Annotated in this window: 23 protein-coding genes and 1 pseudogene; 19 read left to right on the forward strand and 5 right to left on the reverse strand. The window is 63.0% G+C overall.

Features of this window, described 5'->3' with window-relative positions:
* Positions 1-214: 214 nt before the first annotated feature.
* From BLU84_RS00060 to BLU84_RS00070, 4 genes are all read left to right on the forward strand, one after another.
* On the forward strand, positions 215-2,527 hold the full coding sequence (locus BLU84_RS00060) for an NADP-dependent malic enzyme (protein WP_074861566.1): 2,313 nt from the start codon (positions 215-217) through the stop codon (positions 2,525-2,527).
* Positions 2,528-2,587: 60 nt separating this feature from the next.
* A complete protein-coding gene (locus BLU84_RS00065) occupies positions 2,588-3,592 on the forward strand; it encodes a glycosyltransferase (protein ID WP_074861567.1) in 1,005 nt (334 codons plus the stop codon).
* Between the two features lies 1 nt (position 3,593).
* Positions 3,594-3,659 (forward strand): DUF6053 domain-containing protein, encoded by a 66-nt coding sequence (locus tag BLU84_RS28040; protein ID WP_425479308.1) that lies wholly within the window; start codon positions 3,594-3,596, stop codon positions 3,657-3,659.
* 115 nt (positions 3,660-3,774) lie between these two features.
* Positions 3,775-4,128, forward strand: coding sequence for a hypothetical protein (locus tag BLU84_RS00070; RefSeq protein WP_074861568.1), 354 nt, complete (start codon positions 3,775-3,777; stop codon positions 4,126-4,128).
* A gap of 152 nt (positions 4,129-4,280) precedes the next feature.
* Here BLU84_RS00070 and BLU84_RS00075 read toward each other — a convergent pair whose 3' ends face one another.
* Positions 4,281-4,910: a flavodoxin family protein gene (locus BLU84_RS00075; protein WP_074861569.1), complete on the reverse strand. Its 630-nt coding sequence runs from the start codon at positions 4,908-4,910 to the stop codon at positions 4,281-4,283.
* Positions 4,911-5,014: 104 nt separating this feature from the next.
* Here BLU84_RS00075 and BLU84_RS00080 point away from each other — a divergent pair, with 104 nt between their 5' ends.
* Positions 5,015-5,917, forward strand: a complete 903-nt coding sequence (locus tag BLU84_RS00080) for a LysR family transcriptional regulator (protein WP_074861570.1) — start codon at positions 5,015-5,017, stop codon at positions 5,915-5,917.
* Positions 5,918-6,037: 120 nt separating this feature from the next.
* On the forward strand, positions 6,038-6,088 hold the full coding sequence (locus tag BLU84_RS28045; RefSeq protein ID WP_425479309.1) for a DUF6053 domain-containing protein: 51 nt from the start codon (positions 6,038-6,040) through the stop codon (positions 6,086-6,088).
* Here BLU84_RS28045 and BLU84_RS28990 read toward each other — a convergent pair.
* Positions 6,070-6,120: a DUF6053 domain-containing protein gene (locus BLU84_RS28990; RefSeq protein WP_484502527.1), complete on the reverse strand. Its 51-nt coding sequence runs from the start codon at positions 6,118-6,120 to the stop codon at positions 6,070-6,072. The two genes, BLU84_RS28045 and BLU84_RS28990, sit on opposite strands and share 19 nt — an antisense overlap.
* 15 nt (positions 6,121-6,135) lie before the next feature.
* A complete protein-coding gene (locus BLU84_RS00085; RefSeq protein ID WP_074861571.1) occupies positions 6,136-7,017 on the reverse strand; it encodes a LysR family transcriptional regulator in 882 nt (293 codons plus the stop codon).
* An 86-nt stretch (positions 7,018-7,103) separates the two neighbouring features.
* Between BLU84_RS00085 and BLU84_RS00090 the strand changes: the two genes are divergently transcribed.
* Both BLU84_RS00090 and BLU84_RS28050 read left to right on the forward strand, forming a co-directional pair.
* Entirely contained in the window at positions 7,104-7,724 is a 621-nt protein-coding gene (locus BLU84_RS00090) for a glutathione S-transferase C-terminal domain-containing protein (protein ID WP_074861572.1), read from the forward strand.
* 65 nt (positions 7,725-7,789) lie between these two features.
* Positions 7,790-8,050 (forward strand): DMT family transporter, encoded by a 261-nt coding sequence (locus BLU84_RS28050; RefSeq protein ID WP_233431058.1) that lies wholly within the window; start codon positions 7,790-7,792, stop codon positions 8,048-8,050.
* A 182-nt stretch (positions 8,051-8,232) separates the two neighbouring features.
* Here the strand turns inward: BLU84_RS28050 and BLU84_RS28055 are convergent.
* A pseudogene (locus tag BLU84_RS28055) lies at positions 8,233-8,688 on the reverse strand (REP-associated tyrosine transposase); the annotation flags it as partial.
* Between the two features lie 378 nt (positions 8,689-9,066).
* Here BLU84_RS28055 and aceE point away from each other — a divergent pair.
* The 8 genes from aceE to BLU84_RS00130 all read left to right on the forward strand — a co-directional run bounded on the left by aceE (position 9,067) and on the right by BLU84_RS00130 (position 18,449).
* Positions 9,067-11,772 carry a pyruvate dehydrogenase (acetyl-transferring), homodimeric type gene (gene aceE, locus BLU84_RS00105; RefSeq protein WP_074861575.1) on the forward strand — a complete coding sequence of 902 codons (2,706 nt, stop codon included), beginning with the start codon at positions 9,067-9,069 and terminating at the stop codon, positions 11,770-11,772.
* A 216-nt stretch (positions 11,773-11,988) separates the two neighbouring features.
* Positions 11,989-12,843 carry a sce7726 family protein gene (locus BLU84_RS25980; RefSeq protein WP_139174469.1) on the forward strand — a complete coding sequence of 285 codons (855 nt, stop codon included), beginning with the start codon at positions 11,989-11,991 and terminating at the stop codon, positions 12,841-12,843.
* Between the two features lie 26 nt (positions 12,844-12,869).
* Positions 12,870-13,802 carry a sce7725 family protein gene (locus BLU84_RS25985; protein WP_139174471.1) on the forward strand — a complete coding sequence of 311 codons (933 nt, stop codon included), beginning with the start codon at positions 12,870-12,872 and terminating at the stop codon, positions 13,800-13,802.
* Positions 13,803-14,458: 656 nt separating this feature from the next.
* Positions 14,459-15,400 (forward strand): 5'-nucleotidase, encoded by a 942-nt coding sequence (locus tag BLU84_RS00110; protein ID WP_074861576.1) that lies wholly within the window; start codon positions 14,459-14,461, stop codon positions 15,398-15,400.
* Positions 15,401-15,514: 114 nt separating this feature from the next.
* Complete coding sequence (locus BLU84_RS00115) at positions 15,515-15,862, forward strand: helix-turn-helix transcriptional regulator (protein WP_074861577.1); 348 nt, start codon at positions 15,515-15,517, stop codon at positions 15,860-15,862.
* Between the two features lie 77 nt (positions 15,863-15,939).
* Positions 15,940-16,188 carry a hypothetical protein gene (locus BLU84_RS00120; protein ID WP_139174473.1) on the forward strand — a complete coding sequence of 83 codons (249 nt, stop codon included), beginning with the start codon at positions 15,940-15,942 and terminating at the stop codon, positions 16,186-16,188.
* Positions 16,189-16,831: 643 nt separating this feature from the next.
* Complete coding sequence (locus tag BLU84_RS00125; RefSeq protein WP_074861579.1) at positions 16,832-17,809, forward strand: HNH endonuclease; 978 nt, start codon at positions 16,832-16,834, stop codon at positions 17,807-17,809.
* A gap of 220 nt (positions 17,810-18,029) precedes the next feature.
* A complete protein-coding gene (locus tag BLU84_RS00130; protein WP_074861580.1) occupies positions 18,030-18,449 on the forward strand; it encodes a DUF6869 domain-containing protein in 420 nt (139 codons plus the stop codon).
* Between the two features lie 232 nt (positions 18,450-18,681).
* On the opposite strand, the gene BLU84_RS00135 is transcribed toward BLU84_RS00130, so the two are convergent.
* Entirely contained in the window at positions 18,682-19,881 is a 1,200-nt protein-coding gene (locus BLU84_RS00135) for an XVIPCD domain-containing protein (protein ID WP_139174475.1), read from the reverse strand.
* Between the two features lie 72 nt (positions 19,882-19,953).
* Between BLU84_RS00135 and BLU84_RS00140 the strand changes: the two genes are divergently transcribed.
* From BLU84_RS00140 to BLU84_RS00150, 3 genes are all read left to right on the forward strand, one after another.
* Positions 19,954-20,580 carry a hypothetical protein gene (locus BLU84_RS00140; RefSeq protein WP_139174477.1) on the forward strand — a complete coding sequence of 209 codons (627 nt, stop codon included), beginning with the start codon at positions 19,954-19,956 and terminating at the stop codon, positions 20,578-20,580.
* A 374-nt stretch (positions 20,581-20,954) separates the two neighbouring features.
* Entirely contained in the window at positions 20,955-21,515 is a 561-nt protein-coding gene (locus tag BLU84_RS00145) for a hypothetical protein (RefSeq protein WP_139174479.1), read from the forward strand.
* Between the two features lie 210 nt (positions 21,516-21,725).
* Positions 21,726-22,400 (forward strand): SRPBCC family protein, encoded by a 675-nt coding sequence (locus BLU84_RS00150; protein WP_139174486.1) that lies wholly within the window; start codon positions 21,726-21,728, stop codon positions 22,398-22,400.
* Positions 22,401-22,545 lie beyond the last annotated feature (145 nt).

Below are 22,545 nucleotides of genomic sequence, written 5' to 3' on the forward strand. Positions count from 1 at the left end.
GCGCCGTCCATACCCTGGCGTCGGGCGTCCCGGCCGCTATGGTGAGACGGGCCGGCCGCCAGGGCAAAGCCGCTGTGTGCTATCCCGGTTACAACCGGGCACAACTCCAAAGTACTAATGAACAGGTACCGTCGGCCGCGCGAATCCGTCCGGTGCATCCATTAGACTGCTGATCCAATCCACTTTCGCGCCCCTTGCCACGGCTGCCTTTGCGATGTCCGACAACGATCTGAAAACCGCCGCGCTCGACTACCACCGCCTCAGCCCGCCGGGCAAGATCAAGGTCACCGCGACCAAGCCGATGGTCACCCAGCGCGACCTGGCCCTGGCCTACTCGCCGGGCGTGGCCTACGCCTGCGAGGCCATCGTCGAGGATCCCAACACCGCCAGCGAGCTCACCGCGCGCGGCAACCTCGTCGCGGTCATCAGCAACGGCACCGCGGTGCTGGGCCTGGGCGACATCGGCCCGCTCGCCGGCAAGCCGGTGATGGAAGGCAAGGGCGTGCTGTTCCAGAAGTTCGCCGGCATCGACGTGTTCGACATCGAGATCGACGAGCGCGATCCCGACAAGCTGGTCGACATCATCGCCTCGCTCGAACCGACCTTCGGCGGCATCAACCTCGAAGACATCAAGGCGCCGGAGTGCTTCATCGTCGAGCGCAAGCTGCGCGAGCGGATGAAGATCCCGGTGTTCCACGACGACCAGCACGGCACCGCGATCATCGTCGGTTCGGCCGTGCTCAACGCGCTGGAGATCGTCGGCAAGGACATCGGCCAGGTGAAGCTGGCCACCAGCGGCGCCGGCGCGGCCGGCATCGCCTGCCTGGACATGCTGGTGGCCCTGGGTTTGAAGCCCGAGAACATCCTCGCGGTGGACCGCGACGGCGTGCTCTACACCGGCCGCGGCAAGATGGACCCGGACAAGGAGCGCTACGCGCGCGACACCGACAAGCGCACCCTGGCCGACATCGTCGCCGGCGCCGACATCTTCCTCGGCCTGTCCGCCGGCGGCGTGCTCAAGCCGGAGATGGTCGCGACCATGGCCGACAAGCCGATCATCCTGGCGCTGGCCAACCCGTATCCGGAAATCCTGCCGGAAGACGCCAAGGCCGTGCGTCCGGACTGCATCGTCGCCACCGGCCGTTCGGACTACCCGAACCAGGTCAACAACGCGCTGTGCTTCCCCTACATCTTCCGCGGCGCGCTCGACGTCGGCGCGACGGTGATCAACGAGGACATGAAGCTGGCCTGCGTGCGCGCGATCGCGGCGCTGGCGCGGATGGAATCGTCCGACCTCGGCAGCGCCTACGGCGGGGACGTCCCCACGTTCGGTCCCGAGTACCTGATCCCGCGCCCGTTCGACCCGCGCCTGCTGGTGATGCTGGCCCCGGCCGTGGCCAAGGCGGCGATGGAGTCCGGCGTGGCCGCGCGTCCGATCGTCGACATGGACGCCTACGAGGAAAAGCTCAGCCAGTACATCTACCGCACCGGCCTGCTGATGAAGCCGGTGTACGACCGCGCCCGCGCCGACCGCAAGCGCGTGGTCTACGCCGAAGGCGAGGAAGAGACCGTGCTGCGCGCGGTGCAGACGGTGATCGACGAGGAACTGGCGTTCCCGATCCTGATCGGCCGCCCCGACGTCATCGACACCCGGATCAAGCGTCTGGGCCTGCGCATGCGCGAGGGCGTGGACTTCGAGTTGACCAACATCAACGACGATCCGCGCTTCAACGACTACTGGCAGCAGTACCACGCGCTGACCGAGCGCCGCGGCGTGACCCCGGCGGCGGCCAAGAACCTGCTGCGTTCGCGCCCGACCCTGATCGCGGCGCTGATGGTCGAGCGCGGCGAAGCCGACGCGATGATCTCGGGCCTGGTCGGCCGCTTTCACAAGAAGCTGGGCTACATGCGTAGCATCTTCGACTTCGACCCCGGCGTGTCCGGCACCTCGGCGATGACCGGCGTGATCAACGACCAGGGCGCGTGGTTCTTCCTCGACACCCACGTGCAGGTCGACCCGACCGCCGAGCAGATCGCCGAAGCCACCCTGCAGGCCACCTACCGCCTGCGCCTGTTCGGCATCGAGCCGAAGGTGGCGCTGCTGTCGCACTCCAACTACGGCAGCCACGACAACCCGTCGGCGGCGAAGATGCGCAAGGTCCGCCAGATCATCCAGCAGCGCATGCCCAAGCTGGAGATGGACGGCGAAATGCAGGCCGACACCGCCTGGGACGACATCCTGCGCAAGCGCATCTTCCCCAACGCGACCCTGCACGGCCGCGCCAACCTGTTCGTGATGCCGAACCTGGACGCGGCCAACATCACCTACAACATGGTGCGGGTGATGACCGACGGCGTGGCCATCGGCCCGATCCTGATGGGCCTGGACAAGCCGGCCCACGTCCTGACCCCGGCCTCGACCCCCCGACGAGTGGTCAACATGACCGCCATCGCCGCGGTAGACGCGCAGATCCGCTCGGCGCGAGAATCCGGTCGCAAGGGCTTGGCCGAGCTGGGCGGAGCCTGACCGGATGGGCGGTCGGGCGAAGGGGGCGAACTGAACGCAGTACTGAACGAGCTGCCAGCGGTGACCCCGCTGCCGGCGCTGGAAACCGTGGCCGAACCCCGGCCGCGGGTCAGCATCCTGCTGCTGTGCTTCCGCGACGCGGACTACATCCGCGCCGCGCTCGACAGCGCCTTCGCCCAGACCGTGCCCTGCGAAATCATCGTCTCCAACGACTGTTCCGGCGACGGCACCTTCGAAATCGCCGAAGAAATGATCGCGGCCTATCGCGGCCCGCACTGGGTCCATATCCGCAGGACCGAACGCAACCTCGGCGTGTCCGCCCACTTCAACGACGTGATGCCGCTGGCCCGCGGCGAGATCATCGTGATGATGGCCGGCGACGACATCGCCTACCCCGAGCGGGTGGCGACCATCGTGCGCGCCTTCGACGACCACCCGCACGCCAAGGTGCTGGGCAGCGACTTCGACGGCATCGGCAGCCGCGGCGAACCGATCCAGGTCAGCTTCCGCCAGCGCCCGGAGCGCTACGAATTCGAGTACTACGTGCGCATCGGCCGGCTGATCGGCCTGCTCGGCGCGACCATGGCGTTCCGGCGCGAGGTCTTCGACCGTTTCGGCCCGCTGCTGGGCCCGATCGAGGACAACGCGCTGAGCCTGCGCGGGGCCTTGCTCGGCCAGTCCTTGAACCTGCGCCAGCCGCTGATCCAGTACCGCCGCCACCCCGGCAGCGTCAGCGGCACCGTGTTCGCCCGCGACGAACCGCGCGCGCTGGCCACCCGCCGCCGCTACGAACGCACCGTGCAGTTCTACCGCGGCACCGCCGACGACCTGGAAGCCTGCCTGCGCAAGATGCCGGAACTGCCGCGCAGCAAGCGCCGCCTGGCCGAACAGGTGCTGGCGATGTACCGCATCGAAGCCGACGCGCGCGAAGCGATCCTGCTGCATCCGCGCTGGCGCTGGCTCGGCCCGATGCTGCGCGGCCTGGGGCAGCGCGGCCTGCGCCGCAAGAGCGCCGAGCGCGCGTTGAAGCTGCTGCTGCCGCGCGCGTGGTTCGGCCTGCGCTGAGGTGGGAGGGCCTTCAGGCCCGATGCTTTCGTCTCAGTTCGCCGCGATGCGCGCCATCTACCTGTAGGAGCGGCGCGAGCCGCGACCGCGACATCGCGCATACGACGTATCTGAGGTTTCGCGGTCGCGACTCGCGTCGCTCCTACAGAGAGCGGTCGTCGCCTGCGCCAAGGACTTGAGGCATGACCTGGTACCTGACGTTGTACCCGCCGCCGCCGCGTCCCGAATCGATCCCGGCGCAGCCGGTCATCGACTACCTCGCCGCGCAGCCGGAGCTGCGCCGCATCAAACCCTACGAATTCGAGAGCGCCGCCGGCCAGCCGTGGCTGCGGGTCATCGTTGCCGAAACCGGCCCGGGCGGCGGTTACTCCTATGCTGTCGGGGCCGCGGCGCCGGAGCGGATCGACCTCGTCGAACTGCTGTGTGGCGACGGCGGCCCGCCGGATTGGTACGAAGCACTGGCGTGTCGCATCGCGGCCGAGCTGGATTGGGTGGCCGTAGAGGAAAGCGAAGAGCGGCAGATCTGGCCGCGATGAGCGCGTGGCTGTGGGTTGCGTCGTAGGCGAAGCGGCGCGGTCGCGACTCGCGTCGCTCCTACAGGGGCTTCGGATCGATCTGGGCTACCTGTAGGAGCGACGCGAGTCGCGACCGCGACACTCCACCCACGACGCAACTGCTTCTCAACCCCTCACCGCACCGAATCCACGCGGTAATCCGCATGCGGCCGCTCGAAGAACTGCCGCCCCAGCGCCTCGGCCGCCGCCATCGCCCCGTGCCGGTCTTCCGCCACCGACCCGCGCCGGTCGCCCTGCCCATGCACCGCGCCGACGAACTGCGAATGGGTGTAGCGCGCGTACTCCTGCATCTGGTTGACCAGGCTCAGCGCGATGGTCGGATACATCTCCTCCGACGCCGTCAGCAACGCCACCCGCTTGCCCTGGATGCGCTCGCGCACCCGCTGCGAATCCGGATAACTGCGCGCCACATAGCAGAACATGCGGTCGAAGAAGGCCTTGGCCTGTGCCGACATGCCGTACCAGTACACCGGCGAGGCCAGCGCGAACCCGTCGGCGTCGAGGAAATGCTCGAAGAAGAAATCGGCGTAGCCGTCGTCGATGCGGCAGCGGCCGTGCTCGTCGCGGCAGTCGCGGCAGTCGCGCAGAAAGGTCTGCATCAGGTCGTCGGCGAAATGCAGCGAGGCGTCGAGCCCCGCCGCCTGCGCACCGCGCAGGGCGGCTTGCGCGAGCACGGCGCTGTTGCCGTTGCGGCGCGGGCTGGCGACGAGGATCAGCAGGCGGTAGGGGCGGTCGGCGGTCATCCAGGTGGCTGTCGGGTAGAGGGCTGAGATGAATCTATTTCTCGCCACCGGCTGGCTCAAATGACCATAATTGATCCGGCATGAGCCAGATTCAGGCCTGACCGATGTTCGCCGAGCTCCCCCTGACCGCCCTGCGCAGCTTCGAAGCCGCCGCGCGCCTGGCCAGCTTCAAGGCCGCGGCCGAAGAACTGCACGTCACCCCGACCGCGGTCTCGCACCAGATCCGCCAGCTCGAAAGCTGGCTCGGCCGGTCGCTGTTCCAGCGCCAGCCGCGCGGCGTCGCCCTCACCGACGACGGCCGCCGCTTGTTCCGCGACGTGCACGGCGCCTTGCTCGACATCGGCCAATCCGTCGCCGCGCTGCGGCCGCGGCCCGACAGCGGCTGCCTGACCGTGACCACCTCGACCTCGTTCGCCGCGCTGTGGCTGGTGCCGCGCCTGGGCCGCTTCTACGCGCGCCACCCAGACATCGCCGTGCGCATCGACACCAGCGCGCAGGTCGTGGACCTGGAACAAAACGCCGGCGTCGACCTCGCCATCCGCTATGGCGGTGCGGTGCCGGCGGGCCTGCACCGGCACGGCGGCCTGCGCGAGTTCTTCGGCGTGTACGGCGCGCCGGGGCAGACGCAGATCGAAGCGGCGAAATCGCCGCCGACCTTGATCACGGTGGAGTGGGGCGATTCGCAGCTGTATTGCCGCACCTGGGATGCGTGGTGCGAACTCGCCGGCGTGGATTGGACCCAGCGCGCGCCGACGGTGCGCGCTTACGACGAAGAGCATTACGCGATGTACGCCGCCGGCGCGGGGCAGGGGCTGGTGCTGGCGAGTTCGGTGGTGGTCGCCGGCAACCTGGCGCGCGGGTTGTTGGAGCCGTACCGGCCGGAGATCGTGGTGCCTGGCGAGACGTATCACGTGTTGTGCGTGCCGGGGCGCGAGCGGCATCCGCCGGTGAAGGCGTTTTTGCGTTGGCTGGATGAAGAGATGGGCGCTTCGGGGCCTGCGTCGTAGCTGCGGGTTCGCGGTCGCGACTTGCGTCGCTCCTACAGGGGCTGCGGATCGGTCTGGGCTACCTGTAGGAGCGACGCAAGTCGCGACCGCGCCAATTCAACTACGTCGAAAGCCGCTCTTGTGGGAGGGCCTTCAGGCCCGATGCTCTTCGCTCAGGTCGCGGCGATCTGAGACAAAAGCATCGGGCCTGAAGGCCCTCCCACAAGAGCAAAGCCGGCTCAGGTCAGCGCCATCTCCTTCGGTAGCCACGCCAACGCGAACTCCCGCAACGCCCGCACCCGCGCCGACCTGCGCAAATCCGGATGGATCGCAAACCACAACTCCGTCGGCACCTCCGCCAACGCTTGCGACACCCGCTTCACCCCACCGGCCGCATCGGCGAAGTAGCACGGCAACAACGCCCGCCCCACGCCCGCCTTGCACGCCGCCAACGCCGCCGGCAACGAATTCACCCGCATCGCGATCCGCGCCTCGTCCACGTTCGCGCGCAGCCACAGCGCTGAGGACAGATGCGACAGGTTGTCGTCGAACCCGACCCACACGCCCTCGTTCAATGCCTCGCGCTTGCCGACTTTCGCGCCGCTGGCCGCATACACCGCCGTCGCGATCGATCCGACTCGTCGCACCGATAACCCGTTCGGCATTAACGCGCACGCCCGCAGCGCCACATCCGCCTCGGGCTGCTGCAGATTGACGAACGCATTGGACACCGACAGATCGCAGCCGATCTGCGGATGCGCCGCGGTGAACGCCGCGCACAACCGCGCCGCCACCTCGGCCAGCGTGTCCGGAATCGTGATCCGCAGCCGCGCCCCGCCGCGCGCATCGCGTCCGGCCAACTGCCGCTGCAACTGATCGGCGTCGTCGAGAATCCGCTGCGCGCCTTCGATGGCGACCGCGCCGGCTTCGGTGGCGGTGTAACCGGTGCGGCTGCGCCGAAACAGCGGCGTGCCCGCGCGCGCCTCGATCGCGCCGAGCCGGCGGAACGCGCTGGAGTGATCCAGCGCCAGCGCCTTGGCCGCGCCGCTGAGGCTGCCGTGCGCGCCGATCGCGCGCAGCAGTTCGAAGTCTTCCAACGACAGGCGGGCGGTTTGCCGCATACGCAAGCGATCCTTGTAAGCGCGCCGTATTCCAGGCGCCGGGCCGGACGAGGAGAGTAGCGCCATCTCCTCACGGACCCCAGCACATGAAGCTCTACTACACCCCGTACACCTGCTCCTTCGCCCCGCACATCGTCGCCCGCGAGCTCGGCTTGCCGCTGGAAATGCGCCGCGTGCGCCTGGGCGCCGACGCCCGCGTGCTGAGCGAGGACCGCGACTACCGCGAACTCAGCCCGCTCGGCTACGTCCCCTTGCTGGAACTCGACGACGGCCGCCTGCTGCGCGAAGGCGTGGCGATCCTGCGCTACCTCGGCGACCAGGACCCGGCCGCCGGCCTCAGCGCCCCGCTCGGCAGCTTCGAACGCGCCGAACAGGACCAGTGGCTGACCTACATCAACTCCGAACTGCACAAGACCTTCAGCCCGTGGCTGTTCCATCCCGAATACGGCGAGGCGTCCGTGCGCGTCGCCGGCGAGCGCCTGCAGCCGCGCCTGGCGCTGGTCGACCGGCATCTGGAAGGCCGCGAGTTCCTCGGCGAGCGCTTCGGCATCGCCGACGCCTATCTCTACACCGTCGCCGGCTGGACCAAGCTGCTGAAGATCGACCTGGCCCCGTACCCGCACCTGGCCGCGTACCTCGCCCGCCTCGACCAGCGCCCCAGCATCCGCGAAGCCCTGCGCGCCGAACGCGAGGACGCCAAGCCATGAGCGCCGGGACCGCGTGGATCATGCTGATCGCCGCCGGCCTGATCGATGTGGCCTGGGCGTTGAGCATGAAGTTGTCGAACGGCTACACCCGGCCCGGCTGGACCGCGGTGTCGCTGATCGCCCTGGGTGCGTTCGTGTGGCTGCTGGGGCGCGCGTTGACGGCGTTGCCGGTCGGCGTGGCGTATGCGGTGTGGACCGGGATCGGCGCGGCGGGGACGGTGTTGATCGGGTCGATGTTGTTTGGGGAGTCGTTGACGCCGTTGAAGTTGGGTGGGGTGGGGTTGATCGTGGGTGGGATTGTGTTGTTGCGCAGTGCGCCGGCGTGAGGCGTCTCGGCGAACGGATCGTTTCGCCGTAGTTCGGTTGTCGCGGTCGCGACTTGCGTCGCTCCTACAGGTAGCCCAGGGGCATCCGAAGCCCCTGTAGGAGCGGCGCGAGCCGCGACCGCGCAACCTTCCGCCGGGACCGCAACCTTCCGCTGCGCCCAAACCGCATCCCAATAAGGATATTCCCGCACCCGCTCCACCAAGCCAGCACGCACGGGATTCATCACCACATACCTCGCCATCGCCACCAACCCCTCGTCCTTGCGCAACGCCCGGTCGTGATAGGCCGAAGCCCAAATCGCCCAAGGCACCGTCGCACCCATCGCCGCCCGCACCCGCCGCGAGCTCGAACATTTGAGCTGCCGCACCAACGCCGACAGCGATTCATCCGGCCCGAGTTCGACGACCCCATGCCAGTGATCCGGCATCAGCACCCAGGCCAACAGCGTGGATTGCTGCCATGAGCGTCGATCCAGCAACGCCGCCACCGCAGCCTCGGCCAACGGCCCGCTCGCGAACCATGCCGCACGGCCCTCGGTCGCGAAGGTCAGCAGATAAATCCGTTGCGTCTCCGACACCCGGCCGCGGCGCAAGGCCGCGTGGCCGCGAATCGGCGCGAGAGCCATCGATTCGTCCATGAAGCCAGCGTCGCCCGCACGGTGGTGACGCCAAATCGGGAAAAGCCGTCCGGCCGGGTCGGATTACGCCGGGTAGGGGTGTAGCGCCGGCCGTCGAATCAGCGCGGTCGCGGCTCGCGCCGCTCCTACAGGTAGCCCAGATCGATCCGCAGGCCCCTGTAGGAGCGGCGCAAGCCGCGACCGCGAACCAACAACCGCCGGCGCCCCCAACCACACGCCCGCGTATCCACCAAACCCCCACCCAAACCCCCTAGCCAAAACGGACTATCCCACCCCTCCGACCACCTAAAGCAAGCCGCCACGCACCCCCCGTTTGTTAGACTCGACGCTCTAATCCGCCCCCACACCACGAGGCGCGGCCACGGGGCCGCGAGATCGATGAACCAGCCGCTTGCCAGCTCCCTGCACGACCTGCTGCAGAACGACCCCGACCCGACCGAAACCCAGGAATGGGTCGAATCCGTTCAGGCGGTCATCGCCCGCGACGGCGCCGAGCGCGCCCACCAGCTGCTCGAAGGCATGGTCGAGGTGACCCGCCGCGCCGGCGCCCACCTGCCGTTCCAGCCCACCACCGAATACATCAACACCATCCCGCCGCACCTGGAGGCCAAGAGCCCCGGCGACGCCGCGATGGAATGGCGGATCCGCTCGCTGATCCGCTGGAACGCCATGGCCATGGTCGTGCGCGCCAACCGCAAGCCCGGCGACCTCGGCGGCCACATCGCCAGCTTCGCGTCCGCGGCCACCCTGTACGACGTCGGCTTCAACCACTTCTGGCGCGCGCCCTCGGCCGACCACCCGGGCGACCTCATCGGCATCCAGGGCCACAGCTCGCCGGGCATCTACTCGCGCTCGTTCCTGGAAGGCCGCATCAGCGAATCGCAGATCGACAACTTCCGCATGGAAGTCGACGGCCGCGGCGTCAGCTCGTACCCGCACCCGTGGCTGATGCCGGATTACTGGCAGATCCCGACCGTGTCGATGGGCCTGGGCCCGATCAGCGCGATCTACCAGGCGCGCAACTGGAAGTACCTCGAAGGCCGCGGCCTGATGCCGAAGTCCGACCGCAAGGTCTGGGCCTTCCTCGGCGACGGCGAGACGGACGAACCCGAATCGCTTGGCGCGATCTCCGTCGCCGGCCGCGAAGGCCTCGACAACCTGATCTTCGTCGTCAACTGCAACCTGCAGCGCCTCGACGGCCCGGTACGCGGCAACGGCAAGATCATCCAGGAACTCGAAGGCCAGTTCCGCGGCGCCGGCTGGAACGTCATCAAGACCATCTGGGGCAGCTACTGGGATCCGCTGCTGGCGCGCGACACCACCGGCAAGCTGCGCCAGCTGATGATGGAAACCGTCGACGGCGAATACCAGAACTGCAAGGCCTTCGGCGGCAAGTACACCCGCGACAATTTCTTCGGCAAGTACCCGGAAACCGCCGCCCTGGTCGCGAACCTGTCCGACGAGGACATCTGGCGCCTCAACCGCGGCGGCCACGACCCGCACAAGGTCTACGCCGCTTACCACGAGGCGGTGAACACCAAGGGCATGCCGACGGTGATCCTGGCCAAGACGGTCAAGGGCTACGGCATGGGCGCGTCGGGCGAATCGCTGAACCCGACCCACGGCACCAAGAAGATGGACGACGAAGCCGTCCGTCTGTTCCGCGACCGCTTCAACATCCCGGTCACCGACGAACAGCTGAAAGACGGCGCCGTGCCGTTCTTCCACCCCGGCGAAAAGTCGCCGGAAATCGAATACATGCACGAGCGCCGCAAGGCCCTCGGTGGCTACCTGCCGCAGCGCCGGCGCAAGGCCAGCACCTCGCTGGAAACGCCTAAGCTCGAAACTTACGACCGCCTGCTCAAGAGCACCGGCGAGCGCGAGATCAGCACCACCATGTCGTTCGTGCAGGCGCTCAACATCGCGTTGCGCGACAAGCAGGTCGGCCCGCGCCTGGTGCCCATCGTGGCGGATGAAGCGCGCACCTTCGGCATGGAGGGTCTGTTCCGCCAACTGGGCATCTACGCCCCTCATGGCCAGAAGTACAAGCCGGTCGACCGCGACCAGCTCATGTACTACCGCGAAGACGTCACCGGCCAGGTGCTGGAAGAAGGCATCACCGAAGCCGGCGCGTTCGCGTCGTGGCTGGCGGCCGCCACCAGCTACAGCACCAACGACCTGCAGATGCTGCCGCTGTACATCTACTACTCGATGTTCGGCTTCCAGCGCATCGGCGACAGCGCGTGGCAAGCGGCGGACATGCGCGCGCGCGGCTTCCTGCTCGGCGCCACCGCCGGCCGCACCACCCTCAACGGCGAAGGCCTGCAGCACGAAGACGGCCACAGCATGGTCCAGGCCGGCCTGATCCCGAACTGCCGCAGCTACGACCCCACCTTCAGCTACGAGGTCGTGACCCTGTTCCAGCACGGCATGCAGCGCATGCTGACCGAACAGCAGGATGAGTACTGGTACCTCACCCTGATGAACGAAAACTACCCGCACCCCGACATGCCCGAAGGCGCCGCCGAAGGCATCATCAAGGGCATGTACCTGCTCAAGGACGCCGGCAAGCCCAAGAAGGGCGAACTGCGCGTGCAACTGATGGGCAGCGGCACCATCCTGCGCGAAGCCATCGCCGCGGCCGAACTGCTGGACAAGGACTTCGGCGTCACCGCGGACATCTGGTCGTGCCCGAGCTTCAACGAACTCGCGCGCGATGCGACCGACTGCGAGCGCTTCAATCGCTTCAACCCGGAAGCGAAGACCCCGCGCAAGCCGTACATCACCGAGCTGCTGGAAGGGCGTCAGGGGCCGGCGATCGCGGCGACAGACTACATTCGTGTGTATCCGGAGCAGGTGCGGGCTTACGTGCCGATGCGGTACACCGTGCTCGGCACCGATGGGTTCGGGCGGTCGGATACGCGCGCGAACCTGCGGCGTCACTTCGAGGTTGATCGGTACTACATCGCCCACGCGGCCATTGCGGCGCTGGCGGCGGAAGGGAAGATGACCGGGAAGGATGTGGCTCGGGCGATCAAGCAGTACAAGATTGATGTGGAGAAGCCGAATCCGTTGGGGGTATGACGTTCATCCGTTTCTATCCTGGGCGGCCTCCATAGGCCGCCCATTTTTTTGGCCGGTTTAGAACTAGAACCACGTATCGCGTGCAATCTCCTGACATCGGCCTTACCTTTGGCCGTAGTTGATGGCGCTAACGGTTCTAGCTCTCGACGGTGTGCGATCAGGCGGCTAAACCCGCAGTTCTGCGGCCTCGCTGCAGGAGGTCAGAGGTCGGATAGCATGGAACAAAAGAAGAATTTCGACATAAATAGAATTTTCAGTGCGGCGGTTATAAGGGAATTGGCCGCTAGTCAGAAGTCTTCGTATTTAAAAAGTATCGAGTCAGATCTACAAGGGGCCGGGTTATATGAGGCGACCGTGCGTGATGCATTCGCATGGGCTCAAAAAAGGCTGGCAGATGACTACAGAAGCGAATATTTCTATAAATCTACTCTGGTGGAAAAAATTGTTCGAGGCACTCATAGCCCCAATACCATGGCGGTCTATAGTGAATTCAGAATTGGCCTGAGTCGAGCTGATCTTGTCCTCGTCAATGGGGATGCAGTTGTTTATGAAATAAAAACAGAAATGGATGATCTGACCAAAGCAGAGAAGCAGGTCTCAGAGTATTTCTCTTGCTTTAAGAAGATTGTCTTTGTTGTTGATGAGAAGCATATAGATGCTGTTCTGGCGTCATTGCCTTGGCAAGTTGGGGTTTCTAGTATTTCTGCTCGCAGGCGAGTAAAGGTGGTGAGAGAGGCTGTAGGGCGGTCTGATCTGCTCAATGCCCGATCATTATTTTCGTGTATGCATCGAGTGGAATATGAGAAGTTGTTAGATGACTTTTCTATGCCGCATTTTGACCAGTCTTCGTATGGAAAAATTTTGGAATTTGTTGATGCAATGCCGATTGATGATCTTCACGCCCAATTTGTGAAAATATTGCGGCAGCGGAAGTTGAGCGGTAAGCGAGTAAAGGATATGCGTTTGCTGCCTCCTTCTTTGTGGGCTGCGGCTTACTCGCACAAGTTAAAAGTTTCGGAGTGGAATGGGTTAATAAAGGCCCTCGACAAGAGCGTGAGGGATTTCATTTGATCGAGTAATGGACTACGGGGTGGTTAATGTACTGGCCGTATCTAAGGAATCGGATGAATGAAGTCTTTGCTATCAAGGAGCTGGCGCCGGGAATAGCATCGACAGGTTTGGTTGTGCCAATCTTTCAATTAATAGCTATCGACACGGATTTCATAAATCGTGCGAAGGGTATTGCAAAGTTAGGGCAGAGATTTTGTCTTCTGGTAAACGCCTACCAAGCGGTATCGATTGGTTCTGCTGAGGCGTTGATCGAGCGGATCGATGCTGATTATCCTGGAATTGTTCTTCCGGGGATCGAGATAAAAGCTGATACACCTGCTGTAGAAGTGGTGAATTTCACAGCGAAATATTCTGCCAGACGGTGCGTTATCGTTCACCGGGATGGCTGGATAGGCGGAAATATACATGCTCACTTGGCGGGCTTCTCTGTCGCTCCCGTCCATATATACATGGCAAGTGCGCTGCCTGGTGCGCCTGCGCCAATTCTTTCCGCTGGAAAAGTAATTTTGACGGACGGATTTGTTCGTCAATTGACTAATGGCGCTTATCCCGCGCGTTCGTATTTTAATAACTATGCGACTTCGTACTCGGGAGCCGGCTACAACGGCTTTGGGGACTTTGGTCCTGTCGGAGATTTCTACAGAGTTGGTGGGGGGCAAGCCTCACACGTCGCTTTGCATTTGACGCAGTTTATTCAAGAGGGGCTGGTCTGCAATCATTTTGTGTCGAGTGGTACGCCAATAACTTCACACATCCATGTGAAATACGACGACGCGTTGAAACAGCTTCGAGCTTATGCTTTGCCCTCGATCTCAGGGTTCAGCACGCGCGGTGTGGCCGATTACCATCAGCCGCATTCTTATCCTGGATTGGGCATGCCCAAGCGCTGGTCTATAAAGCATCACACCGAACTAATGGTTGACTTTTTGGTGGCGCAGAAAGTTGTGCCATTCATCTGATTGCTCGAGAAGCTTGATCGGGAGGGGGGATGAAGGCGCTAGAGATCTGTATTTTAGTGCTCAGTGGGGAGTGGATGCTTCAATCTAGATCAAACGGGGGATTGATAATAATTTTGCGTACATTTTGGGTCTCTGTATTTATGTACGCATTTGCGGTAATTATCGCGGAGATATCCCACCCAAATAGCATTCTAGAGTTCAGTTTTCAGGAGCTTCGAAAAAGGGTGTCGGAAACGGTTCCTTGGCTTGGGGCGATAGTTGGTGGCGTGTATGTTGCGCTGTACGCGAGGTTTTCTTCCCAGTGGCAATATCTAGCTCAACTTTACAATCAACTTATGGAGGTTGGAGTCACAGGTAGAGCTGAGGAGATAGATATAGTGTGTTTAATTAATTGGCGCGCTGGCTTTATCGAAGATGCTTATTGCCTGCACTTGGCATGTAAGCCGATGTTTGCGTCGGCTATAAATGCGATGCTAAAGGATGAAAAAGTGCTCGAGGCGTACAGGCGTTCGACAATTGGAGCTGACAAACATCTGAATGTCATGCGTAAAAGCTTTCAGAAACAGGGGTTGTCCGTTTTCGCTTTGTAGTTTCTGGAGAGGTTTGCGATATTTACTTAACGCATAGTGTTGGTTGTTTTAGCCAACGGAGGGCGAATGGCGTACGACCTTGAGAGTCGGCTAGTGATTGGCGTTTCTTCGAGTGCTGTATTTGACCTTTCAGAGTCAGATGCAGTTTTTAAGAGGGACGGTGAAGAGCATTATCGGAAATTTCAGGAGAAAAATCTCGACTCGCCATTGCCAAAGGGGATGTCGTTTTCTTTCGTTCGGAGGCTTTTGTCGCTTAATGATTTAAGTGCTGACCCAGTCAATGATCCACTGGTTGAGGTCGTCCTTTTGTCAAGAAACGATCCGGATACAGGATTACGGGTCATGAAAACTATCGAGCACTACGGACTAAAGATAACTCGCGCTATCTTTATGCAGGGGAAGTCGCCTTATGACTACATTCCCGCCTTGAATATCTCTCTTTTTTTGTCGGGCAATCGTAGTGATGTTGATTCGGCAATCAAATCCGGCTATCCGGCTGGTCATGTTCTAGATTCTAAAATCATAGACGACGAGGGGGATTCTAGCCTTCGTATTGCTTTTGACTTTGACGGTGTTCTGGCAGGTGATGAGTCAGAAGTGGTGATGCAAAGCGAAGGTTTGACGCAGTTTCACGCTCATGAGGTCCGGAATGTCACTCAGCCGCATAATCCTGGGCCGTTGAAGGAATTCCTGGTTCGTATTTCAAAGATTCAATCTGTTGAGGAGCAGAGGAAAATTTCGGACCCGAAGTACAAGAATAGATTGCGGGTTTCAATCGTGACTGCGAGGAATGCCCCATCTCATGAGAGGGCGCTCAACACGTTGAAGAACTGGGGCGTCATGGCAAACGACGCTTTTTTCCTCGGAGGCATAGAAAAAGGTAAGGTGCTAGGTGTTCTGCGACCTCACATCTTCTTCGATGATCAGTCTGGCCATCTAAGGGCGGCTAGCGCGCTCGTGCCGTCTGTACATGTGCCATTTGGGATCACAAATGAGCAAGTGTCTTGAGATCTTGCACATACTGTGCTGACCGTTGAGGCAAAGCGATATGGCACTGGCTATAGACAAATAATTACGTTTAACGTAATTTACGCTCCTGAGGTTTGAAGCCATCCTTTGCGCATGGCCCAGACCGAAGTAGACGCCCGCTCCATCTTTGCGCAGCGGCTGAAAGCAGCCAGGGAAGATGCCGGGCTCACACAGAAGGAGCTGGGCATGTCTGTGGGTTTGCCGCAAGAAACGGCCGCGGTCCGCATCAACCGCTACGAAAAGGGCGTCCACGACGCCGATCTGGCCACCGCGCGCCGCATCGCGCAGTCACTGGGCGTCCCGCTCGCCTTCCTCTACGCCGACACCGACGTGCTGGCCGAGGCCATCCTGACCCTGGGCCTGCTGTCCAAGTCCGAGCAGCGCAAGGCCGTGGCCGACCTCAAGGCCCGGCTGGCGCAGGCGGGCGGGGCGGGCGATTAGGGCCGGTCGCGCGTTCGCCGCGGCGGGTGGGTGCCGCCGCGTAGACTCGGCCGATGGCACCTGAGACCGCGCCGGCGATGACGCCACTGCACTATCACGCGGGCCCGCCGGTTCGGCTGGGCGACCGCGTCCGCTGGGGCAGCGAGGCGCAAGGGACCGTCGTGGTCATGATCGCCGAGCAGACCGCGCTGTCCGGTTATGTCGCGGCGGAGTGGGGCTACCTGATCCGCGGCTGCATGATCTCGGTCGATGCGGTCGGGCTGTTTCACTACGACGCCGAGGGGTTGGCGCATGACGCTAACCTGGTGTTGCTGGCTCGAGCTTGAGCCGCCGGCGGCGCAGGGTCAGGCTGTCGTCTGCCCGGTTCGCTGCCTTCCGTCCTCTGTGATTGCTACGAGCGGGCTTTAGCCAATGGATCGAGGCCCGTTCGCGCTGGTTGGCCGCGGACGGATGAGCGTCGGGGCCGCCCCCTAACTCGCGAGTGCGCCGCCGCGGCCTCGCTGCCAGTCTCGCGAGCGGCGGATCGGCTTCCCGTAAGGCCGTCCGGAGATTCGATCGGCCCAAATAAGCTCTCGCGAGTCCGAAACTTGCTCATGCGAGAGCAAATTTGCTTCATGCGAGTTCGAAATTTGCCCACGCGACAGCAAATTTTCTTCACGTGAGTCCGAAATTTCTTCACGTGAGTCCCGAATTGCTTCATGCGAATCCCAAATTTCTCGGCGCGAGCCTAGATTTGCTCGGCGCGAGACCAAAATTTACTCACGCGAGTCCAAAAAAGCTTTATCGATGGAGCTCTCGCGGCTTCCGAAGCAGCTCAGAGGGACTTCGATAAAGCTTTTTGCTGCATTGAAGCCACTCTGAGGCTGTTCCGTCTCGCAACAGCTAGAGAAATCTGCGCCCGACGCGGCCCCTCCCACCCATCAACGGCAGACGATTCTCCTGTGTGCCTTTATTGGGCATCATTTGCTGATGCGCTACTGGTGGGTCAATCAGAACAAGACGTACGGGCACGAGGTGCCCGGCGGCTATTTGTGGTCGCCGAAACGCAAGGCCAACGGCCACCGCAACCCCTTCTATGAGTACATGCGGGAGGTGGCGCCGGGCGATGTGGTGTTCTCGTTCGCCGGTGGCGGAGTGAAGGCCGTCGGCATCATCGCCTCGCACGGGTACGAGGCGCCTAAGCCTCACGAGTTCGGTGAGGTGGGGGCGTACTGGGAGCAGGTGGGGTGGCGGGTCGATGTCCGCTTCCACGAGCTCACGCGGCCGTTGCAGCCCAGCGAGCACATGGCGCGTTTGGCGCCGTTGCTGCCTAAGCGCTACGCGCCGCTGCAAGCGAACGGTCATGGCTTGCAGAGTGTCTACCTCACCTTGCTGCCGGAAACTTTTGCGCTGGCCCTTGCGGATCTGATCGGGCGGCCGGCGCATTCGATCATCCAAGGGCGGCAACTCGCGGATGCCGATGACAAGCCGCTGGAGCAGGGCTTGGTCGAATGGGAGGAGCATCAGCTCGCTGAGCTGCGTGCGAGCACCGCGCTTGCGGAGACGACCAAGCAGGCCGTGATCCAAGCCCGTCGTGGGCAAGGTTTGTTCAAGCAGCGGGTGATGCGGATCGAGCGTCGATGCCGGCTAACCGGGGTCGATCGGATCGAGCATCTGCGGGCCAGCCACTGCAAGCCTTGGCGGGATGCGAACAACGAAGAGCGTTTGGACGGCGAGAACGGACTGCTGCTTACGCCCGATGCGGATCACCTATTCGACCGCGGCTTTCTCAGCTTTGAAGATGACGGCCACGTGTTGATTTCGCCGGTCGCGGACAAGTCGTCGCTGGAGAAGATGGGCATCGACCCGAGCAGGCCTGCGGAGTTGCGAGGTTTCAGCGACGGGCAGCGCGGCTATTTGGACTATCACCGGGCCAACGTGTTCTTGAAAGCCCGAGTCGCTGGCTAGATACCGCAGCGGCTTGTCTTTCGTCGCTGGGCCTTGATTTCGCCGACCGACGACTTATGATCTGCGCCATCTTCTCGCGCCACACTGGCGCCGCGGGCCCTTCGAGCCCGCCTCCTGTCGGTACGATCCCTTCCCGCCCGTTCTGCCGGCTTTGAAAGCCGGTGGTGAATGCGTGCGCTCAACGTTGCTTTTCCCGACTCGCGGCCATGCCGCCTGATCCATGCATCCCCAAATTTCGCTCGACACCTGGATCGACGCTTTCATCGAGATCAATCTGGCTCCCGACGGTTCGTGTGGGCCCGACCACCCGCTGTGGTGGGCCAATGAGCGCACCCTGTTTCCGCTAAAAACCGTCGGCTTCGAAACAATGTGGCAGTTCGTTATTGGCGTGCTGGCTCGCAAGCCGCCTAGACCGGTGCTCGGCGTTCTGGCCGCGGGGCCGCTGGAAGACATGATCGCCCACTTCGGCGACTACTTCATCGAGCGGATCGAGGACACGGCTCGGCACGATCCGGAGTTCCGAGATTTGCTGCATGGCGTCTGGAAGAACAGAACACCGGATGTGTTGTGGGAGCGAGTGAAGCTTGCCCGCGGTCGCGAGCCGCTATGTGCCGATGGGCTCGACTATCGACCCGAGTGACGTGTCGTCGCCCACTCGCACTACCCCTGTCTTGCCCTTGTTACACCCATCGCATCGAATCCGCCCAACGGCCCCGCTGCCGGGAGACGAGCCATGGCGTCGATCGGCACTCCGGCTACTGGCCGGCATCTCGCTGCCCGTGACAACCCAGCGCGCTATACCGCGGCCCTGCTGGCCGCCGCGGCGGCAGGGCCGCCGGCCGCCGCGGTATAGTCCGCCCCCTGGCGCACGCTCACATCTGCCTCAAGGGAGTGCGCTCGTTTTGCCCCTGAACCAAGTTCTCAGCGGGTACAGCGCGCTGTATGGCGTTCAAACTAACAGCTTCGAACTGCTTCAGCGCTACTTCGGGCGAGGTCGCGATAGCCTCGGCAACGGCCACATGAGCGCGCCGGCAGGCGGGATCATCCAGTTTCCCCTCGACCGCGAAGACGTTGCGCCCAACGGCGCCATCGGCGTGGCGACTGACGACAACATGGTCCACTTGCCCCAACCCGGCCTGTTTCGACTGGGCAGCCAGGCACGCAGCAATGCTGTCGATCTCCGACTCGGAGCGCGGGCTGCCGCTTTGCACGAACGCGGTTTCGGTTTTGTCGCGTATCCCGGCCAGGTACGCGCCGTCGGCATCGCTTATGCCGACGCCATCGGGCCGGCGACGCCGATCAGGTGTTGGGGATTCGGAGGGCCGCTCCGGTTCGGCAGGGGCGTCCGGGACGCGCGGCCCGTTGTTCTTCAGCTCCTGACTACGATCCCAGTCGCGTCTGAAGCGTTCCGCGTTGTTAACGGCACCGTCGCCGTTGTAATCCGGGACATTGTCGAGGCCTTGCGTGGTCCTGGAGTCCCTTGTAGCGAGCACTATGCCGGCCAGCTCGCTGACGGTGGCCTTCTCGTCCCGGTGTTTCGTCCAGTTCTGGTACGTCACCGCCATTTGCAGGTCGGACCCGTAGCCGATGCTGTCGTAGCGGGGGCGGTAGCTTGGATCTTTCTCGCGGAGTTCGTCGAAGATTTTGAACGCATTCAGCATCGTTCGCGCCTCGTGTTCAGCGCGGTACTGGACGTTCTCTTCCCGTGTGGTCCCGGTGAACGGATGGCTGCGGCTGTTGATGGCGTGATGGCCGATTTCGTGGGCCATCATGGCGAACAGCCGGGCCTCCTGGAGCTCCGTGCTCTTGCCGCTGAGGTTGACGAGCGGGTAGTAGCTTGGATTGATCGCGATTTCGGGCGGAGTGCGTTCCCGGTAGGATGCCAAGGGCTCGGCCGCTTCCGGTTTGATGGCGCCGCCATCGCGGAAGAATTGTGCGAACTGCCCGCTGGCCATCGGGGAATCGTTGACCCAAGTACGCACCCGTTCCGGAAGCTGGTCAAATTGCGAAGTACGGTTGAGGAAATTTTTGTTGTCGGCGTGAGCCTGAGGGTCGTCAGTCGTTGACGTCATCGCTACAGCTCCTGTCTGAAAGATATCGCGACACCGGTTTCGCTCACGGCCTGGAAGAGAAACGGAGAGATCATGGATATCAAGGAAAGCCCCCGATCGCACGCCAGGTTAATTGCGATCATAGCCATGGTCGCAGCCGGTAGCGCGTGTTCTTCAGGTCAACCCCGGGCCGAGCGCACTGACACATCATCTGCGGTCACTCAATCGATGACGCTGGAGCGCATTCTCAAGCAGCCGTTGGCACAAGGTCCGGGTGGATTGCTCCAAGTGACGACGGATTTGTTCAAGCAGGCGGGCTATCCGAAACAGCCGGGAACCCTGGCCGGCGATATCGTGACCAAGGACGGGCTGACGCTTGCCGATGGCTATCGCCTGAGCGCTATCGTCGACTACACGAATGCCGGTGTACTCGGTATCGCGGTGGCCCAGATACCTTGCTTCCCTCTGGACAGGGCTGCCGCCATTACCGGCGCGCAACCGGTGGCGGCGGTCAGCTACCCGTACGCCGAGGGACCCAACTACGACACGCGGTCGGCGATCGGGATGGGAGTGGAAGTGAATCTTGGACGATTCGCCGCCGGCGAAAAGTGCCTGACGGAGATCCGGTTGGTGGACGTCCAGAAGGCACGGAAATTCATCGAAGACAACGATGTTGATCTTCCAGCCAAGAACCTCGGTCCGAGAAGCGCGGGACATTAAGCTGCGCGGTCTCGCTTTCTGCGTTTTGTCGTCGTCATGCATACGCGTCGAAAACACGCATTTTGAGATCGTCCCTTGCATTGCCGTTTAGCCGAACTCAAGGGGCGCTGATGTCTGCCTGAGAGCTCGCTTATGCTTGCGCCATCTGCAAGACGTCAGCGGGGCTTGGAATGCGCAACTTTCGGTTTCGCTTACATGGATGTCACGAGTGCTCAGCGGGTGGCTTCGGAGCGGTTCGCGGTGGCCTCACGCGGTCGAGGCTTTGGTCGTTCTGCGGAAGCGGGGTGCGCTTCAGGATCGGCTGCATAGTTCGATGTGCGCTGACAGGAACTCTCCTCGTACTGGCCGGTGCGTGCGCGCACGAGCCGAAGTTTTTGCATCCTGTATCCAACAAAGAGCATCAGGCTGCGGCGTTCAACGACGCTTTCAAGCCGAATTCTCCGACTGAGTATCCCGATCTGACGCCCGGTGCGGTGTCTCGTAGATTTCTCGGATACTTGGCGTCTCTGAACAGCGTTTCAGATCTGTCTCCGGCCGATGCGTCCCGAGGACTGGGTTTTCCAATGAAGCGGACCGCCTCCGGCGGCTACGCCTTCCGCATCGTTCTTCCCGACAGCGGCTGGTCATATGGGGTCGATCTGCTGAAGTCCGATCGGCCGAAGCGCACGACCTTCAGTCTGGACTTCGCGAACGATCAGCGAGGTAGCGATGCGGGCGCGGTGTGCGAGGTCGGATTGAACGATGCCCTTGCCGAACTGAAACGGGCCGGGTTCGTGGGCGGACCCGAATACGGCGAGATAGGGCAACTGGAGAACTACTCGCTGAGTCGAGGAAAGGTGTACGTCGTCATCCGTGAATGGGCAATGCCTGCACCGCGCGAGGGTGAGGCCGAAAAGACTTGCCTGGAATCCATTTCCGTCCACAGTGCGGACTGAGTCTACGGCCTCGCTTACAGGTGGATTTTGGGAAATTCCCGCAACCCCACTGCGCCGCAGCCGTTTGATACCAATCATTCGAGTGTGGCCACGACGTCCCGTACGACAGGGGCCGGCCAGAACGACACCCATCCGATAAGCCGGTGTCTTGCCCCTGTCACACCCATCGCATCGAATCCGGCTAACGGCCCCCGTGCCAGGAGACGAGCCATGGCGTCGATCCGTATTCCAGCCCAGGGCCGGTATCCCGTTGTCCGCAGCGTCTCGGCAGGTTGCGCGGCGGCGCTGCTGTGCGTGGCGATCGTCTGGCCGCTGGCAGCCAGCGCGCAGGCCGCGCCTTGGCGCACCCTCAGCAACGAAGGCGGCATCCACCTGGAAGCCCGCCGCATCCCCGGCGAGCGCTTCGATGAGCTGCGGGTCAGCACGTCGGTGAAGGTCTCGCCCGATGCGGTCGCGGATTTTCTGCTTGGCAAGTACCTCGACGCGAAGAACAAGAGCATCCGCCGCAGTTTCCTCCAGCGCTCGCCGGAGGTGGCGGTGTGGTCGGACGTGCTCAGCGCGCCGGTGGCGGCGGATCGTTGTTATTCGATGCGCTTCGAGCGCGAGGCCTTGGCCGGTGGGGCGATCCGGGTGAAGTTCGCGTCGTTGGACGGGGCCGAGGCGAAGCCGCCTGCGGATTGCATCGCGCTGCGTTCGCGCGGGGAGTGGCTGATGACGCCGACGGCCGCGGGAACGCGCTTGGTGTACGCCTCGCTGACCGATATCGGCGGCAATACGCCGGCGTTCGTGGTCAAAGGGACGTTGTCGTCCGCGGCGGTCTCCAGCGTGCGCAAGGTGGTGGCCGGTTCGGCGGGTCTGGCGTTGCCGCGGGGTCTGGAAGACTGAGTGGGCGCGTCCGCTCGGCGGCCGTGCGGGGTGTGACGCGGGGCCCCGTTCATCGATGTGATTCGCTGCCGGCCGTGCGCGCGTGGCGGTGTCATGGCGATTTCGGTTGCTTCGGCACTAGCGCCGCTGTCGGTGCATGCGGTAC

Origin of the sequence: Lysobacter enzymogenes (assembly GCF_900106525.1) — a bacterium.
GTDB lineage: Bacteria > Pseudomonadota > Gammaproteobacteria > Xanthomonadales > Xanthomonadaceae > Lysobacter > Lysobacter enzymogenes.